We start from the raw sequence: 15941 nt of genomic DNA on the forward strand, positions 1-15941 counted from the left end.
GCAGGCGTCCGTGCCCGTACGCGGCGGCGGTTCCTCCGCTACGCCGGCGGGGCCGCGCCGCCGCCCCCGGCGCCCGCGGCTGCGGCCCGCAGCCGTACCGCGAGCGGCCCTGCGCTCCCCTCCGCGACCGACTCCCAGACCGCCTCCGCCGCCATCCCGTCCGCGCCCCCGGTGACGTGCACGACGCCCACGTGACCGCCCGCGACGACCGGCCAGCGGCCCGGCAGCGGGTCGAGCTCGACGGTCCCGGCGCCGGCGTCGACCACGGTCCGCGGCCAGGCGTGCGCCAGCCCGAACGAGGCCATGGAGCGCACGTAGTGGTTGCCGCACTCGACCTCGTTGAACGGGTTGCGCGTCCGCCCGTCGTAGCGGTCCCGGACGTCGGCGACCACGTGCTCCGCCGCGTCCCGGTCGCCCTGCGCGGCGAGCCCGAGGGCCGCGGTGTACTCCACACCCGTCCACACCTCGTTGCAGTACGGAAACGGCCGCGTCGGCCGGCCGCCGCGCGGATACGTACAGTTCAGCAGCCCGTGCTCGTCCCCGAGCGCGAAGGTCCGCAAATGGTTCATGTGCGAGTGGAACTCCGCGCGGTGGTTGTGCCGCAGCACGCTGCGCAGCGCGGTCGCGGTGTGCTCGGGGTCGAGCCTGTCGTCGAGGCCGCAGAGCACGGCGAGCGTGTGGCCGGCGAGCTGGTCACCCATGCAGCCGGGGCCGATCTGCAGGTCCGGTTCTACGAGGTCGTCGGAGCCGACGTCGGGGTTGTCGCCGTCGTAGCGGATGCGCAGCCCGTCGGCGATGTTGCCGGCGGAGCCGGCGGGCAGCACCCTCTGCTCGTAGTACTCGCCGTTGAACAGCTCCGCGTCCGTCCGGGCCGCGCCGCGGGCCAGCACCTCCGCGCAGGTGGCGGCGAACGCGTGGTCGCCCACGGCCCGCGCCATCCGCTCGCAGGCGGCGAGCGCGGCCAGGTACCAGGACTGGTTGATCCCGCTCGGCCCGTAGTACTCGACGTCGCTCGTGCTGTGCTGGCAGCCCTCCATCAGCCCGTCGCGGTCGGCGTCCCAGCCCCGCGGGATCCAGGCGAACTCCAGCGCCCGGCGCGCCCCGGGCCACAGCCTCGCCAGTTCCTCGTCGCCGCCGGTCAGCCGCCAGGTGCGGTAGAGCCGGACGAGGGCGCCCATCTGCCCGTCGGCGGCGGCGATCCGCCAGCCGGTGCCCGCGCGCTCCAGCGGCAGCCCGGCGCGGAAGCTCATCATGCCCCGCTCGTCCAGCGCGTGCACGAACTCGACCTCCCGCATCGTCCAGGCCAGGTCGGGGAAGAGCTGCTCCAGCGCGTACTGGTAGTTCCACACGTGCGTACAACTGCCGTGGCAGCTCCCGTGGTCGGGGTTGCCGCCCTCCCAGGCCAGGAACGTGCCGTCGGCGATGCGGAAGCACGTCTGCGTCTTCAGCACGGCGGCGTTGGAGAGCACGGCGTCCTTGACGGCGGGCGGCAGGCTGGAGGACGTGACGGCCTCGACGTAGGCGCGGGTGCGGCGTTCGTGGCAGGCCAGTCGGGGCGCGAGCCGGCGGACCACGTCGGCGGCGTCGGCGTAGCGGGTGGCGTAGTGGTTGCCGACGACGTCGGTGCTGTGGCCGTAGTCCGGCGGGCCCTGGAAGCGGTGGCTCCAGCCGCGGCGGTGCGGGAAGTGCCAGGCGACGACGAAGGTGAACTCCCGCTCGGCGCCCGCCGGGAGACGGTCGGAGACCACGAGGGAGCCGGTGGGCACCCGGGCGCCCTCGGCGGGCTCGGCCAGCCGGCCGTCGGCCGCGAAGTCGTCCCAGAAGTCCAGCAGCGAGTCGCCCCAGGAACGGCGCGCCCAGGTCAGCCGGTGGCTGGTGACCGGCTCGCCGAGGACGGCGAGTGCCAGGGTGCCCCAGCTCTCGGCGTCCTCGGCGACCTCGGTGGTGTGCCCGGCCAGCACGGTGGCGCCGTCCAGTTCGACGCGGGCGAAGGCGTTGCCCGCGGGCAGGCCGCCGGCGTGGTCGCGGCCCGCGACGTGCTGGAGGTTGCCGCAGACGTCGACGGCCAGGTCCTCGGCCCCGGTGTTGCGCAGGCGCACGCGGTAGACGAGGGCGGGGATGCCGCTGGCGTCGGCGTCGCCGGGGACGAGGGGGTTGAAGACCCGTACGGTCGCCTCCACGGGCAGCTCCGGGTCGGTCAGCCGCACCTGGCCGAAGGGGTAGGCGGCGGCGAACTCGCCGGCACGGAAGCGGGGCAGGCCGTGCAGCGCGGACGGGCTGCCGGAGTGGCCCGCGCGCTCGCCGGGGAGGAGGGCCGATTCGAGGACGCGGGTGAACGTCCCGGAGGCGCCCTCGGCGCGCAGGCAGAAGAACGAGTCGGGGGTGAAGCCCTTGGCCGGGCGGTTGAAGAGCTCCCAGTCGAGCAGTTGGCCGCGCCCGCCGAAGCCGATGGAACCGGTGCCGATGCCGCCGACCGGCATGGCGACGTGGGCGAGCCGGTCGCCTCGGTAGCGGCGTACCACCGGCCAGGGGGTGTCGTGCATGGTTCCTCGATTCCTCGGGTGCCGGTGCGGGCGCCCCGGGACGTACGGGAGCGTCCGCTGGTACGGGACCGTAGTCGAAATCGATTTCATCCGGCAGGTGCCGTACGGGGGCGATCACGGCCCGGAGCGGGGGGCCGCCGAGCGGCGTCCGAAGACGCGCCCTGCGGGCTGGTGGGGTGCGCGGCACAGGGCGAAACTCCGGCGGCCTGGAGGGATTTGCCCCATTTCGCGGCGGCTGTGGCCGCGAGTTCGTACCCGCGGCGTGCACTCGGGATGATGTGGGTGGCAACCGGTACACCCTGGACGAGCAAATGGACGCGGACGGGCGTAAGTCGGGGCGCGTGTGCGCTTTGCCTGGATTTGCGGGAGTTGTTACCGCGAGTTACGGCCGGAATTCTCCGCTGTGGCTCACACACGACGCCGCCCTGCCCGGCACGGCAGCTTCCCCGTAACCCGGGAGTCCCTCGTACGACGCCGCCCCACCCCGGCGCGGCCCCTCCCCGCAGCCGGGGGGCCCGTACGACCCCGTTCCACCCCGACACCGCCCGTCCCGCAGCCGGGGACGCCCACACGATCCCGCCCCACCCAGACCCCCGTCCCCGGCCCGCCTCCCGCACCCCGGCACCACACCCCCGGGCCGGAGCTGACATCCATGGCGCTGGCCGGAGGCGCAATCGGCACGGGCGACGATATCCTGCGCAAAATCCGAGCTGAGGACGCGCGCTGTGAGAATCCAGAGAACTGCGCGCACGTCTGGCCGAACAATCCGTGAGCGCGCGTGAAGGCGCCCCCGCCGCTGGGATATTCCTCCAGCAACGAGGGCGCTCGTCTTCGCGCACAATTTTCTCACGAACGTTCGCATAGCCGTTCACCACGCGCTTCCGCAAGGTTCACGGCATCCGTGAGCGATTCCCGCAGTCGTTCACACGTGAACTTCCATTCGTCCTGTGTGCGCAACTCGTCGAGCATCGGGCCCGTGATCTTCAGCAGCGAGCGCGCGTTATCAAGGAGCCGGACCTCTGCCTCATCGGCAATCCGGTCGAGCACTCCGCCCTTGTCGCTGATGACGTACGTTCTCCGGTCCCCTTCCACCCAGGGCAGGCGGCGTGGGCGCGTCATTGCGGCACCAGCGCGAGCGCGGTCACACCAATGAGGAAGGTCACGTAATAGACGGTAAGGGCGACGCTGACCGCGAATCCCGCAGTCCGCTGCTTGGGCTGTCTGTGTAGGCTCATGTCGTCGGTCACTCCTGGTCAGTGGTCGGCCACGCCCCGGGCCGTTCACGCGGTCGCGGGGGTTCCCATCGATTCAACGGGGTGCAGGAGTCGCGGTGCGTCTCCCCGCTGTTGACCGTTCGCCGTTGACTGTTGACCGGGCGTAGCCTTGCCATATGAGCGTCAGCGTGGGGGCGGTCAAGGCCGCCATGACCAGACAGTCAGTCAGCTTGCGGGAGTTGGCGCGACGGACGCACTACGACGTCGCCTACATCTCTCGTGCCCTCAGGGGCTTACAGCGTCCGTCCGGGACGCTGTTGCGCGCGCTGGCCGACGCTCTAGACCTCAGCGACGATGACGACCGGGTGGCCTACGCGGCGCGAAACCCGGGGCGGATCGACGCTGCGGGCGTAGCAGCCCTTGCCGCCTCGCTGGCCGCGCAGCGCAGAGCCGACGACGTAGTTGGGCCCGGCCCCCTCCTTAACGCGGCGGAATCCCAGCGGGAGGCGCTGACGGCCCTACTGAGCGAAACGTCCGGCAAGCACCGCGAGTCCCTTGCCGCCGTGGCAAGCCAGGCAAGTCAGTTCGCCGGTTGGCTGCGAATCGAACTGAACGACTACCCGCGCGCCAGTGCCTTGCTGAACGAAGCGATCGACCTTGCTGACGAGATCGAAGACGGTTCGCTTGCGGCGCAGGCGTACAACCTACGGGGCAACATCGCGCGACAGCGACAGCAGTGGCGTGCCGTTCACCGGAACTTCGCAGCCGCGTACGCCGGCGAGAGCGCGCCACGTCAACGTGTAGTCAATGGCGCGCAAGCCGCTTGGGCACTCGCCATGCTCGACAGACGTGGCGAAGCTGAGCAACTGCTGAGTGAAGTAGAGGCGTTGCGCGACAAGGCTGCGGACTGCGCCCCACCGGCTACCGCCTATTGGCTCACGCCGGAATGGATGAGCCTCCCTATCGGGCACGCACACCTGTTGCTCGGCAGGCACCGGGACGCCGCCGAACATCTACGGACCGGGCTCAATAGCCTCCCGCAGGAACTTCGCTACGCTCTCTGGACGTCGGAGGCACGGGCAGCGCTGGCAGAGGCAGAGGCGTAGCGCACGACGGCCAAGCGGACGTCCCAGCGTCGCAGCCGCTGCGCGCGCGGTGCGCGGCGGCGCCACCGAGCCGCGAAGGCTCAGCACACGATCCGGCCGGGGTCCTGGCCACCGTCCGGCGCCCCGGCGCGGGGGCGTGCGGCGTCCGGGACGGTGAGCACCACCCGCGTGCCGCCGCCCGGGGCCGGCGTCACCTCCAGCGCCGCGCCGATCAGCAGGGCCCGCTCGCGCATCCCGCGGATCCCGGCGCCCTCGCGGGCGGTGCCCACCCCGCGGCCGTCGTCCGCGACGCGCAGCTCCACCGCGGCACCGGTGCGCACGAGGCTCAGCTCGACCCGGTCCGCGGCGGCGTGCCGCACGACGTTCGTCAGCGCCGCCTGCGCGACGCGGTAGAGCACCAGCTCCACGTCCGGGTCCAGCGGCGGCAGGTCCGGATCGACGCGGCGCCCGACGCGCATCCCGGTGTGCCCGGACAGGTCCGTGCCCAGCGAGGTCAGCGCGCTGACCAGGCCCAGGTCCTCCAGCACCCCGGGCCGCAGCCGGCGGGCGAGCCTGCGCACCTCCTCCAGGCTATCCCTGGTGGTCTCCTGCGCCCGCCGCAGGTCGCCGCGGAGCGCCTCCGGCGCGCGCTCGCCGGCACGCTTCAGCTCCAGCAGCACCGTGGTCATGCTCTGCCCGACCTCGTCGTGCAGCTCCTGCGCGATGCGCCGCCGCTCGGCCTCCTGCGCGGACAGCGCGCGCCCGGTGCTGGCGGCGCGCTCGGCCTCCAGCCGGTCGAGCATGGCGTTGAACGTGCTGATGAGGTCCGCGACGTCGCCGGTGCCCGGCACGGTCAGCCGCTGACCGGGGCGGAGCAGGTCGACGGTGGTCATCAGCCCGGTGAGGCGCTGGAGCGGGGCGAGGCCGACGCGCAGCAGCGCGGCGTTGGCGACGAGCATGACGGCCATGCCCGCCACGAGGACCACGGCCTCGGCGAGCAGGACCGACGCGGAGACGGTCACGGGCGCCAGCATCAGCACGCCCGTGGCCGTGCCGAGCACCAGGGCGTTGAGCCCGAAGATCCGCCAGAACAGGGACACGGGGCGGGGGCCTCCTCGGTTCGTACGGTGCGTACCACTATGGGCGACCGGCGGGCGGGGGCCGCGGCCGGGCCGGGCGCGGGAGGGGTTCACGGCCGCGTAGCAAGCGGTTACTTTCCGGGAGGACACGGCTCGTACGACTCCGGAGGAGGCAGCGCCATGAGTGCCATGGGTCCTAGAAGCGGCGGCCGGCGGCCGCGTCTCGTGCTCCTCGTCGCGCTGCTCGCGACGCTCCTCGCCGGGCTGCCGGCGCTGCCGGCCGGCGCGGCGGCGCCCGCCCGGCCGTCCTCGGGCCGGGTCGTGCCCGTCGACTGGCGCGACTTCGACGAGGGGCTGCCGGCCGGCGCCGACGCCGCGCGGCTGCGCGCGATCCTGGTCAACGCCAACCGCTACGCGCTGACGACCTGGTACGACGACCACTTCGCGGACCAGGGCGACGAGGGCCTGCTCGACCTCGGCGGCACCACCGAGCACCACGTGCGCCCGGTCGCCGCCGAGGCGTTCGCGCTCGCCGCCGCGCTGGCCACGGGCGCGTACGACGCCCGGGGCACGGGCGTCGCCGAACCGCGGGCCCGTGCGACCGCCGTGCGCCTGCTGACCTCGGTGGCCGGGCACCACCGCGCCACCGAGGCGGGCGGCTGGGGCGACGAGTGGCAGAGCGCGCTGTGGGCGGCGATGGCCGGGTTCGCCGGCTGGCTGCTGTGGGACGACCTGACGCCCGCGGAACGGGAGTGGGTGCGCGCGATGACCGCGTACGAGGCGGACCGCTTCCGCGACTACGACGTCCCGTACTGGAAGGACCGCGACGGCGTCGAGCAGACCCCCGGCGACAGCAAGGCCGAGGAGAACTCCTGGAACGCGATGCTGCTGCAGGTCGCCACCGCGATGATGCCCGGCCACCGTGACGCGCCGGCCTGGCGGCGGACCAACCTGGAGCTGATGATCTCCGCCTTCGCCCGCCCGTCCGACCTCGGCAGCCGGCGGGTGCTGCACGGCAGGCCGGTGTCCCGCTGGGTCGGCGGCTGGAACGCCGAGGAGGACGGGCTCGTCGTCAACCACGGCATCGTCCACCCCGACTACATGGCCACCGCCGTGCAGAACACCCACGCCGTCCTCACCTCGGCGCTGGCCGGCGAGCCCGCGCCGCGCGCGGCCCTGCACAACTTCGACGTCGTCTACGCCGCCCTCGCCGACCGGCAGTTCACCAGCCCGCCGTACGCCGCGCCGGGCGGGACGATGTACGTGCGCGGCTCGGACGAGATCTACTTCCCGCAGGGGACGAGCTGGGGCCCGTCGCGGCGGATGGACTTCGTCGCGATGGACGTGGCGGCGCGCGAGCTGGGGCTCGACGGCCGGGCGAGCGCCGGCGGCGCGTACTGGGAGCGGCTGCACGCCGGCCGGGCGCTGGCGATGCAGGAGCGCCATCCCGACGGGCGCACGTACGCGCCCGAGGACGCGGACCCGTACCGGGGCCGGGAGGAGTGGGTGGCCATGCACGCGGGCTGGGCGTATCTGACGCGCTGGCTGGTGCACCAGGACGCGGTCCGGATCACGAACAGGGCCTACCCGGGCGGAAGCTGAACGGGGCCTACCCGGGCGGAAGCTGAGGGCGGACGGGACCGGTCCTTCCGCCGCCGTCCGACGACCGTGCCCGCACGGTCGTCGGGCGGGCGCGGCCGCTTTCCCGACGGCCGTCCGATACCGGCCCCACCCGCCGCGTGGCACCGTGCGAAGCGCACCCGCAGCCGGCCGCACCGGCCTCCGCACGGACGGGACTCACGCATGCGCTACGCCTTCGACCCCGAACTCGCCGCGGCGCTCGCGCTCATGGCCGACGTCGACATCGCCGACGTCGGCGCCGCGCGCGCCGCCCAGGCCGCCGAACTGGCTGCCGCGCCCGCCGCCGACACCGCGGGCGCCGTCGTACGGGACGTGCTCGCGCCCGCCCTGGCGGAGGGCGCGCCGAAGGTGCCGCTGCGGGTCTACCGCCCCGCGGGCCGCGGGCACGGCGCCGCTGCCGGGCCGCTGCCCGCCGTGTACACGCTGCACGGCGGCGGCTTCGTCCTCGGCTCCCCGGAGGTCGATCACGACACCAGCCTGCGCTTCTGCCGCGAACTGCCCGCCGTGGTCGTCTCCCCCGACTACCGGCTCGCGCCGGAGCACCCCTACCCCGCCGCGCTCGACGACTGCCTCGCGGGGCTGTGGTGGCTGGCGGAGAACGCCGCGGAACTGGGCGCGGACCCGGCCCGTATCGGGCTGTGGGGCGACAGCGCGGGCGCCGGACTCGCGGCGGGGCTCGCCCTGCTGACCCGCGACCGCGGCGGGCCACCGATCCGCTGCCAGCACCTGCAGAGCCCGGCGCTGGACGACCGGCTGGCCACGCCGAGCGCCCGCACGTTCACCGACACGCCGGTGTGGAACCGCCGCAACGCCCTGCTGAGCTGGGAGGCGTACCTCGGCCCCGGCGTGCCGGGCTCGCCGGACGTCCCGCCGTACGCGGCGCCGGGGCGGGCGACGGATCTGGCGGGGCTGCCGCCGGCGAGTGTGGCGGTGATGGAGTTCGACCCGCTGCGGGACGAGGCCCTGGCGTATGCGGAGGCGCTGAAGGCGGCGGGGGTGCCGGTGCGGCTGCGCCTGTACCGGGGCACGTTCCACGGCGCGGTGGGGGTGGCGCACGCGGCGGTCGCCCGGCGGATCGTCGCCGACGCGCGGGACGCTCTCCGGGCGGGGCTGGCGGCGGACGGCCCCGCGGCGCCCTCGGCCACGGAGGCGGCGGGGTGACGGACCGGCAGGGGAAGCGGGAGGGACGAGCCGTACGTGCCGGACACCGCACCCGCCGGACACGAGCGGAACCCGCGCGACGTCACTCGCCGGACGCCGTCGCCAGCCGCCAGGCGTACAGGGCGAGCCGGGCGCGCAGCCGGTCGTCCGGCTCGCGCAGCCGGCCGCCGAGTGCCTCCTCCGCGCGGGCCAGCCGGGCGGCGACCGAGCTGTGGTGCAGGTGCAGTTCTGCGGCGGCCCGGCGCAGCGAGCCGGTGCGGCAGAAGGCGTCCAGCGCCGCGACGGCCGACCCGCCGCCGTCCCGCGCGGCGAGCTCGGCCAGCGCGCGTACGCCCGGGTCCGCGCGCAGCCGTTCCGCGGGCACGTCGGCGAGCAGCGCCAGCGGGCCGAGCGCGTCGTGGTCGACCACCGTCTCGCCCGCGCCGCCGGCGCCGGCGAACCGCAGCGCGGTCCTGGCCTGCGCCCAGGAGAGGTGGGCCCGTACGGGAGGCGCTTCGCCGCCGACGCCGAACCGTGCGCCGCACTCCCGCACCGGCGCGGCCTCGGTCCCCGCCCCGGGCGCGGCCCGGCCGCCGTTCCCGGCGCCCGCCGGGCCCCGGCCCCGCGCCCGTACCCGCTCCGCCGCGGCGAGCGACAGGTCCCGCGCCAGCTCGGCCGCCGCGCCCGCGCCGCCCTCCTCCGCGGGCTGCACCAGCACCGCCGCCAGCGCGTCCATCGCCGCGATCCGTACCGTGGCACCCGGTACGCCGCGCGCCAGCAGCGCGACCGCCGCCACCCCCGCGTCGGTGTCCCGGCCGCCGGCCACCGCCACCACGCGCAGGGGCCGTTCGGGGCCCAGTCCGAGCAGCCGCAGGGCGCGCACGCGGTCCTCGACGGCCTCCCGTTCGGAGAGCACGGTCTCCACCAGCGCGGGGTCGGCGACGTGCGGTGGCGCCGGGGGCGGCGGGCTCATGCCGGCGGCCAGCGCCATCCATTCGAGGACGAGTTCGTCCAACGGGCCCGGTCCGCCGTCCCGTTCGAGCCACACGCTCCCTGCGGGGGCCACCGGCCGCCGGCCCGACACGACTCCGGAGGGACCGGACACGCCGGACGCGCCGGGTCCCGGCCGCGCGCCGTCCGGCCCGAAGCGCACCACCCCGCCGTCCGCGCCGCCGCGTTCGAGACCCGCCGGGCACCCCGCAAGCGCGGCGGTCGACCGGACCAGCACCTCGGGGGCGACGGCCCCACCGCTCAACAGCGCCTGGAAGTGGGCGATCACGCGCACCGCCGCGGCGGCGTCCGCGTCCAGCGACGAAAGCCGCACCAGCAGACCCTTCACACAGGCAGTCTAGAAAGGGCATGGACATGTTCACCAGAGCCGCAGCCGCACCACCCCCCACCCGCCGCCGGGCGGCGCGCCCGCTCCACACCGCGCTCCTCGGCTGCGTCCTGGCCCTCCTCGCCGCGCTGTCGCTCGGCGCGCCGCCGCAGGCGTCGGCGGCGACCCTCCGCGAGGTGACGGACTTCGGCAGCAACCCGAGCAACCTGCGCATGCACCTCTACGTCCCGGACGACGTCCGGCCGCAGCCCCCGGTGCTCGTGGCGATCCACTACTGCACGGGGTCGGGTCCCGCGTTCCACTCGGGCACCGAGTTCGCCCGGCTCGCCGACCGCCACGGCTTCGTCGTCGTCTACCCGTCCGCCACCCGCAGCGGCCAGTGCTTCGACGTCTCCTCGCCACAGGCGCTGCGCCGCGACGGCGGCAGCGACCCGGTCGGCATCCGCTCGATGGTGCAGTACGTGCGCACCAACCACGGCGCCGACCCGAACCGGACGTACGTCACCGGCGCCTCGTCCGGCGCGATGATGACCAACGTCATGCTCGGCAACTACCCCGACGTCTTCCGCGCCGGCGCGGCGTTCATGGGCGTGCCGTACGGCTGCTTCGCCACCACCGACGGCTCGGGCTGGAACAGCGCGTGTGCCAACGGCCAGATCATCCGCACGCCGCAGCAGTGGGGCGACCTCGTACGCGGCGCCCACCCGGGCTACGGCGGCCCGCGCCCGCGCATGCAGGTGTGGCACGGCACGAACGACGCCACCCTGCGCTACCCCAACTTCCAGGAGCAGATCAAGCAGTGGACGGACGTCCACGGCGTGAGCCAGACCCCGTCCATGACCGACAGCCCGCAGTCCGGCTGGACACGCACGCGCTACGGCGGCACGGGCGAGCAGGCGCCGGTGGAGGCGGTCAGCCTGCAGGGCGTGGGCCACTCGCTGCCGATGTCCGGCATGGCTGAGCGGGCCATCGCCTTCTTCGGCCTGAACACCTAGCCTTCGCGTTTCGGTTGGGGTCGGCTGAGCTGCGTTGATCGCGTTGGTGATGGTTCTGGGCCGGTGGGCATGGCGGACGCCCGGCGCGCGGTCGGCTGCTTCAGGTTCCTCGGGTGGGCAACTGCTTGTCGAAGACCTTCTTGCCGACCGGGGTGAGGCCGTGCCCGTGATGGGCGCTCTTTCCGACGTCCAGGCCGAGAAAGACGCCTATATCGTCGTTGTCGTTCACGCCGTCCTCCCGGACGCATGTCGGGTGTGCTGGCCTGGGCGTTGGCGTCGTGCGCGCATCCACGTTATGCAGACCTCCCGCCCGCAAGCGGCCGGGCGTTGCACCAGGCCAGGCGATAGTCGGACCTCTCATCAGCGTCTCCAACGGCGCCTCCCGGGCCCGGTTGCACCACCCCCCAGGTCTCCGAGACGAAGCACAGGCGCTGCTTGCACTACGCGCGATTGCTCCATCGCAGCCCGTGACGGAAATCGGAACAACCCCATCCGGAAAGGTGCGCGCCGGCAACGCGCGGATTTTCATGAGGCAACAGACGTTTGCAACCGCCGGGACGCGTCGGTAAGTTCTCGGCACCCCACCCAACCCATCCGTGGCTGAACGTGCGTACGTGCAATGTGTTCCAGGAACTGTCGGGGTAACGGAAATGAGCACATCGCGGTACGGGAAAACCCGTGGGGAGGCATGAGCCGGGCCTGTAGTTGAGTGGTCCATCATTCGTAAATCTACGGGGGAAGATTTTACGTGAACGATTCAGGCTTTCCGGACCTGGGATTTCCGCACCGTCCTCTCCCTCACCGATTCCCCGATCGCCCTCCGCCGGGGGCGCATCGTCTCGGGCCACGCCTCCTCACCGACGTGTGCGAAGGGGTGCTGACACGATGAAGATGGAGATCGCCTGGTGGGATCTGAAGGGCTCTCCCGCCACGGTCGAGAGCCTCAGACAGCATCTGAACGAGGACGGTGTCGTCCACAACTGGCAGGCCGTCGAGGGGCTGCGGGAGAAGTTCTGGATCGCCGACCCGGACGGCGAGCGCTGGGGCGCGGTCATGGTGTGGGACGGCGAGCAGCCCGCCTCGCTCCCCGAGAACCTGGCCGCCTCCCTGGTCGGTTCCCCGATCACCCACCGGGACCGCTTCGAGGTGCAGGCCACGGCCCGGGGCGCGGGCGCCGTCCGTATCGGTGACTCCTCGCACAGGTACGTCGTCGTCGACGCCTTCGCCACCCAGCCGCTCTCCGGCACCCCGGTCGCGGTGTTCTTCGAGGCGGCGGATCTGACGGACGAGCGGATGCAGCGCATCGCCAAGGCGATGAACCTGTCCGAAGTGGTGTTCCTGCTGCCGCCCAGGGCCACGGACGCGGACGTACGGGCGCGGATCTTCACCCCCGACGCCGAGCTCCCGTTCGCCGGGCACCCGCTACTCGCCGCGGCGGCCGCGGTCGCGCTCGACCTGCGCACGGACCGGCTGCGGTTCGAGACGCGGACGGGTGTCGTGCCCTTCGTCGTCGACCGGACTCCCGCGGCCCAGTCGGGCGGCGGCGTGGCGTACGTCTCCATGGAGCAGCCGATCCCGGTCTGGGAGCCGTACGAGCACGCCGGGGCGCTGATCGACGCACTCGGCATCGCTGCCTCCACCCTCCCGGTGGACCTCTACCGCGACGGTCCCCGGCACGTGTTCGCCGGACTTCCCGACGCTGCGGCGCTCGCCGGGCTGCGCCCCGACCGCCGGGCGCTCGCCGCCTTCCCCGGCACGGCCGCCACCTGCTTCGCCCCCGAGGGCGAGCGGTGGCACGCGCGGGTGTTCTCGCCGGCCCACGGCGGCGCCGGGGAGGCGACCGCGGGTTCCGCCGCGGGCGCGCTCGCCGTCCACCTCGCGCGGTACGGCCTCGTGGCGTACGGGAAGACCGTCGAGATCCACCAGGGCCGCCACCTCGGCGGCCACCCCTCGGTGATGCTCGCCGAGGCCACCGTCGCCGGCGGCGGCGAGATCGAGCGCGTGCGGGTGAGCGGCCACGGCACGGTCGCCGCCGAAGGCACCATCCACGTCTGAACCACGCCGTTCCCTTGTCCAGCACCAGCCGAAAGGCCACTATGCCCAGGAAACCGACCCACCTCGACTCGATCGTCATAGGCGCCGGATTCGCCGGTATCTACATGCTGCACAAGCTCCGCAACACACTCGGCGCGAACGTGCGGGCCTTCGAGCGGGGGGCCGGCATCGGGGGCACCTGGCACTGGAACCGCTATCCGGGCGCGGCCGCCGACGTCGACAGCATCGCGTACCGCTACTCCTTCGACTCCGACCTGCTGCGGGAGTGGAACTGGAAGACGCGCTACGCGCCCCAGCCGGAGATCCTGGCGTATCTGGAGCACGTGGTCGACCGGTACGACCTGCGCGAGGACATCCAGCTCAACACCACCGTCGAGTCGCTGGCCTACGACGAGACCTCCGGTCTGTGGACGGTACGGACCGACGGCGGCGAGGAGTTCACCGCCCGCTACGTCGTCGGCGCGCTCGGACCGCTGTCGACCGCGAGCTTCCCCGAGATCGAGGGGCGGGACCGATTCGCGGGCACGCAGGTGCACACCGGCGCCTGGCCGGAGGACCTCGACATCACCGGCAGGAAGGTCGGGGTCATCGGTACCGGTTCGACCGGAACCCAGTTCATCGGCGCCGCCGCCAAGATGGCGGAACACCTCACGGTCTTCCAGCGCTCCGCGCAGTACGTCGTCCCGGCCGGCGACGGGCCGCTCAGCGACGAGTTCATCGAGGACTACCGGGAGAACCACAAGCAGTTCTGGGAGAAGGCTTTCAACTCCCGTGTGGCCTGCGGTTTCGAGGAGAGCCAGATCTCCGCGATGAGCGTCTCGGCCGAGGAACGCGAGCGCAGGTTCCAGGAGAGCTGGGACGCGGGCAACGGGTTCCACTTCATGTTCGGCACCTTTGCCGACATCGCGTTCAACCCGGAGTCGAACGACGCCGCCGCCTCGTTCATCAGGTCGAAGATCAAGGAGATCGTGCGGGACCCGGAGACCGCGCGCAAGCTCATGCCGACCGACCTCTACGCGAAGCGGCCGATCTGCAACACCGATTACTACGAGACCTACAACCGCGACAACGTCACCCTGGTCTCCACCAAGGAGAACCCGATCGCCCGGATCACCCCGGCCGGCGTGGTCACCGAGGACGGCACCGAGCACGAGCTGGACGTGCTGGTCTTCGCGACGGGTTACGAGGCCATGCAGGGGAGTTACAACCGGATCGACATCCGGGGCCGCGGCGGTGTCTCGCTCAAGGACTACTGGGGCGAGGAGCCGAGCAGCTACCTCGGCATGGCCGTGAACGGCTTCCCGAACCTCTTCACGGTCTTCGGCCCCAACAGCGTCTTCTCCAACCTGCCGCCCGCCCTCCAGACGCAGGTCGAGTGGATCGCGGAGACCATCGACGCCGCCCGGAAGCGCGGTGCCGGCACGGTCGAGGCCACCGCCACCGCCGAGACGGAGTGGACCGCCATGTGCCGGGAGATGGCGGAGCACAGCCTCTTCGCACAGACGGACTCCTGGATCTTCGGCTCGAACATCCCCGGCAAGAAGCGGCGCACGCTCTTCTACTTCGGCGGCATCGCCGCGTACCGGGCGAAGCTCGGGGAGATCGTCGCCGCGGACTACGAGGGCTTCACGCTCGACGGCGAGGTCTCGCCGACCGCGCCCTGACGGGCGGTCCACCCGCGAGCCGGCGGGGTTTCGGGGCGGGCGTCCGGCGTCGCCCGCCCCGCCCCCGTCACACCCACCGCACAGACCCGCAAGACCCACTTCGACGAGAGAAACGGACCATGCCGAAAGCCGACGCTCCTCCGCTGAGGGCACAACTCGACGCCCTGCTCACCGACTCCGACGGGCCATCCGGCCAACGCCCTCCGCTGGCCACTCGCGTGCGGTACGCATGTGTCATACGGCGGTTCGAGTTCCTGCCGGTCATCCTCACCGTCTCCTTCGCACCGGCCCTGCTCTCCGCGCACGAGTGGTCGGACGTCTACTCGCTCAACACGCTGCTGGGCGTGCTCTTCTCGGTCTCCGGCATGCAGATCGGGAACATGACCAACGCCCTGGCCGACCGCGAGCAGGACGCGCTGTACAAGTCCCGGCAGTCCGAGGCCGTCTACGGCCTGGGAGTCTCGCGGGTCGTCGCCCACATCGGCGTATCGACGGCCGTCAACTGCGTGCTGGCGGTATTCCTCGCCGTCAGGACCGGGCACTGGGACTTGCTGCCGCTGGCCGTCTTCGTCGGCATTCTCGGCTTCCAGTACTCGGCTCCCCCGCTGAAGCTGAAGGGCGCCGGCGCCTGGCAGCTCCCCACCCTGCAGCTCAGCCTCGTCTTCCTGCCGGGCCTGTTCGTCCTGCGCTCCTCCGAGTACGCCGTGGAATGGGGCAGCGTCGTGGCCCTGGCGGGTTTCGCGCTGCTCCTGGTCTCCCTCTTCGTCACCAGCCACGCCGAGGACTACATCGAGGACGAGAAGTTCGGGATCAGGACCTACACCGTCGCCTGGGGACTCAAGAAGACGATGTACATCCAGTCCTCGATGCTGCTCGTGGGCTCCGCGCTGTTCATCGTTGCGGTCTGGGCGACCTTCGGGTTCTCCTGGGCGTTCGTGCCGTGGATCGCCGCCTGGCTGGTGAGCCAGCGGCTCCTGTACACCGTCATCCGGGACGTGAGCGACAACACGCACGAAGCGGCGATCGAGGCGCTGCACAAGAAGTCGCTGATCGGTCCCTACCACGCCGCGCTGATGGGCTGGGCCACGGTGCTCCTGGCGGTCTTCGTCGTCATCGGACGGTGACCACCCGGCGACCCCCCACCCGTCGTGAGCCCCGCGCAGGGGCGCGGCCCCGCGGACGTCCA

At 72.8% G+C, this 15941-nt stretch carries 13 protein-coding genes; 7 read left to right on the plus strand and 6 right to left on the minus strand.

From position 1 onward, the window contains the following. Positions 1 to 38: 38 nt before the first annotated feature. The 3 genes from O7599_RS03300 to O7599_RS03310 all read right to left on the minus strand — a co-directional run bounded on the left by O7599_RS03300 (position 39) and on the right by O7599_RS03310 (position 3790). Entirely contained in the window at positions 39 to 2543 is a 2505-nt protein-coding gene (locus O7599_RS03300; protein ID WP_281620556.1) for a GH116 family glycosyl-hydrolase, read from the minus strand. A gap of 846 nt (positions 2544 to 3389) precedes the next feature. After that, positions 3390 to 3662, minus strand: coding sequence for a hypothetical protein (locus O7599_RS03305; protein ID WP_281620557.1), 273 nt, complete (start codon positions 3660 to 3662; stop codon positions 3390 to 3392). Then, positions 3659 to 3790, minus strand: a complete 132-nt coding sequence (locus O7599_RS03310) for a hypothetical protein (protein WP_281620558.1) — start codon at positions 3788 to 3790, stop codon at positions 3659 to 3661. The genes O7599_RS03305 and O7599_RS03310 overlap by 4 nt, the downstream gene beginning before the upstream one ends. A gap of 143 nt (positions 3791 to 3933) precedes the next feature. Between O7599_RS03310 and O7599_RS03315 the strand changes: the two genes are divergently transcribed. Further along, positions 3934 to 4863 (plus strand): helix-turn-helix domain-containing protein, encoded by a 930-nt coding sequence (locus tag O7599_RS03315; protein ID WP_281620559.1) that lies wholly within the window; start codon positions 3934 to 3936, stop codon positions 4861 to 4863. A gap of 80 nt (positions 4864 to 4943) precedes the next feature. On the opposite strand, the gene O7599_RS03320 is transcribed toward O7599_RS03315, so the two are convergent. Next, the gene (locus O7599_RS03320) at positions 4944 to 5942 is read right to left on the minus strand and encodes a sensor histidine kinase (RefSeq protein ID WP_281620560.1); all 999 of its coding nucleotides are present in this window, start codon (positions 5940 to 5942) and stop codon (positions 4944 to 4946) included. Positions 5943 to 6110: 168 nt separating this feature from the next. On the opposite strand from O7599_RS03320, the gene O7599_RS03325 reads away from it, so the two are divergent. Together O7599_RS03325 and O7599_RS03330 are read left to right on the plus strand one after the other, a co-directional pair. Continuing rightward, positions 6111 to 7523, plus strand: coding sequence for a hypothetical protein (locus O7599_RS03325; protein ID WP_281620561.1), 1413 nt, complete (start codon positions 6111 to 6113; stop codon positions 7521 to 7523). Positions 7524 to 7724: 201 nt separating this feature from the next. After that, a complete protein-coding gene (locus tag O7599_RS03330) occupies positions 7725 to 8723 on the plus strand; it encodes an alpha/beta hydrolase (protein ID WP_281620562.1) in 999 nt (332 codons plus the stop codon). A gap of 82 nt (positions 8724 to 8805) precedes the next feature. Here O7599_RS03330 and O7599_RS03335 read toward each other — a convergent pair whose 3' ends face one another. Then, the gene (locus O7599_RS03335) at positions 8806 to 10041 is read right to left on the minus strand and encodes a helix-turn-helix domain-containing protein (RefSeq protein ID WP_281620563.1); all 1236 of its coding nucleotides are present in this window, start codon (positions 10039 to 10041) and stop codon (positions 8806 to 8808) included. Positions 10042 to 10067: 26 nt separating this feature from the next. On the opposite strand from O7599_RS03335, the gene O7599_RS03340 reads away from it, so the two are divergent. Then, entirely contained in the window at positions 10068 to 11036 is a 969-nt protein-coding gene (locus tag O7599_RS03340) for a PHB depolymerase family esterase (RefSeq protein WP_281620564.1), read from the plus strand. Between the two features lie 100 nt (positions 11037 to 11136). Here O7599_RS03340 and O7599_RS03345 read toward each other — a convergent pair whose 3' ends face one another. Further along, positions 11137 to 11265 (minus strand): hypothetical protein, encoded by a 129-nt coding sequence (locus O7599_RS03345; RefSeq protein WP_281623675.1) that lies wholly within the window; start codon positions 11263 to 11265, stop codon positions 11137 to 11139. A 656-nt stretch (positions 11266 to 11921) separates the two neighbouring features. Between O7599_RS03345 and O7599_RS03350 the strand changes: the two genes are divergently transcribed. From O7599_RS03350 to O7599_RS03360, 3 genes are all read left to right on the plus strand, one after another. Then, positions 11922 to 13091, plus strand: coding sequence for a PhzF family phenazine biosynthesis isomerase (locus O7599_RS03350; protein ID WP_281620565.1), 1170 nt, complete (start codon positions 11922 to 11924; stop codon positions 13089 to 13091). Between the two features lie 41 nt (positions 13092 to 13132). Next, positions 13133 to 14755, plus strand: coding sequence for an NAD(P)/FAD-dependent oxidoreductase (locus O7599_RS03355; RefSeq protein WP_281620566.1), 1623 nt, complete (start codon positions 13133 to 13135; stop codon positions 14753 to 14755). Between the two features lie 119 nt (positions 14756 to 14874). Further along, positions 14875 to 15879, plus strand: coding sequence for a UbiA family prenyltransferase (locus tag O7599_RS03360; protein ID WP_281620567.1), 1005 nt, complete (start codon positions 14875 to 14877; stop codon positions 15877 to 15879). Positions 15880 to 15941: the final 62 nt, after the last annotated feature.

The organism is Streptomyces sp. WMMC500 (assembly GCF_027497195.1).
Lineage (GTDB): Bacteria > Actinomycetota > Actinomycetes > Streptomycetales > Streptomycetaceae > Streptomyces.

Coding starts and splice junctions, on each gene's coding strand:
- O7599_RS03340 (WP_281620564.1), top strand. CDS start 10,068: ATGTTCACCAGAGCCGCAGCCGCACCACCCCCCACCCGCCGCCGGGCG.
- O7599_RS03360 (WP_281620567.1), top strand. CDS start 14,875: ATGCCGAAAGCCGACGCTCCTCCGCTGAGGGCACAACTCGACGCCCTG.
- O7599_RS03315 (WP_281620559.1), top strand. CDS start 3,934: ATGAGCGTCAGCGTGGGGGCGGTCAAGGCCGCCATGACCAGACAGTCA.
- O7599_RS03330 (WP_281620562.1), top strand. CDS start 7,725: ATGCGCTACGCCTTCGACCCCGAACTCGCCGCGGCGCTCGCGCTCATG.
- O7599_RS03355 (WP_281620566.1), top strand. CDS start 13,133: ATGCCCAGGAAACCGACCCACCTCGACTCGATCGTCATAGGCGCCGGA.
- O7599_RS03325 (WP_281620561.1), top strand. CDS start 6,111: ATGGGTCCTAGAAGCGGCGGCCGGCGGCCGCGTCTCGTGCTCCTCGTC.
- O7599_RS03350 (WP_281620565.1), top strand. CDS start 11,922: ATGAAGATGGAGATCGCCTGGTGGGATCTGAAGGGCTCTCCCGCCACG.
- O7599_RS03305 (WP_281620557.1), bottom strand. CDS start 3,662: ATGACGCGCCCACGCCGCCTGCCCTGGGTGGAAGGGGACCGGAGAACG.
- O7599_RS03300 (WP_281620556.1), bottom strand. CDS start 2,543: ATGCACGACACCCCCTGGCCGGTGGTACGCCGCTACCGAGGCGACCGG.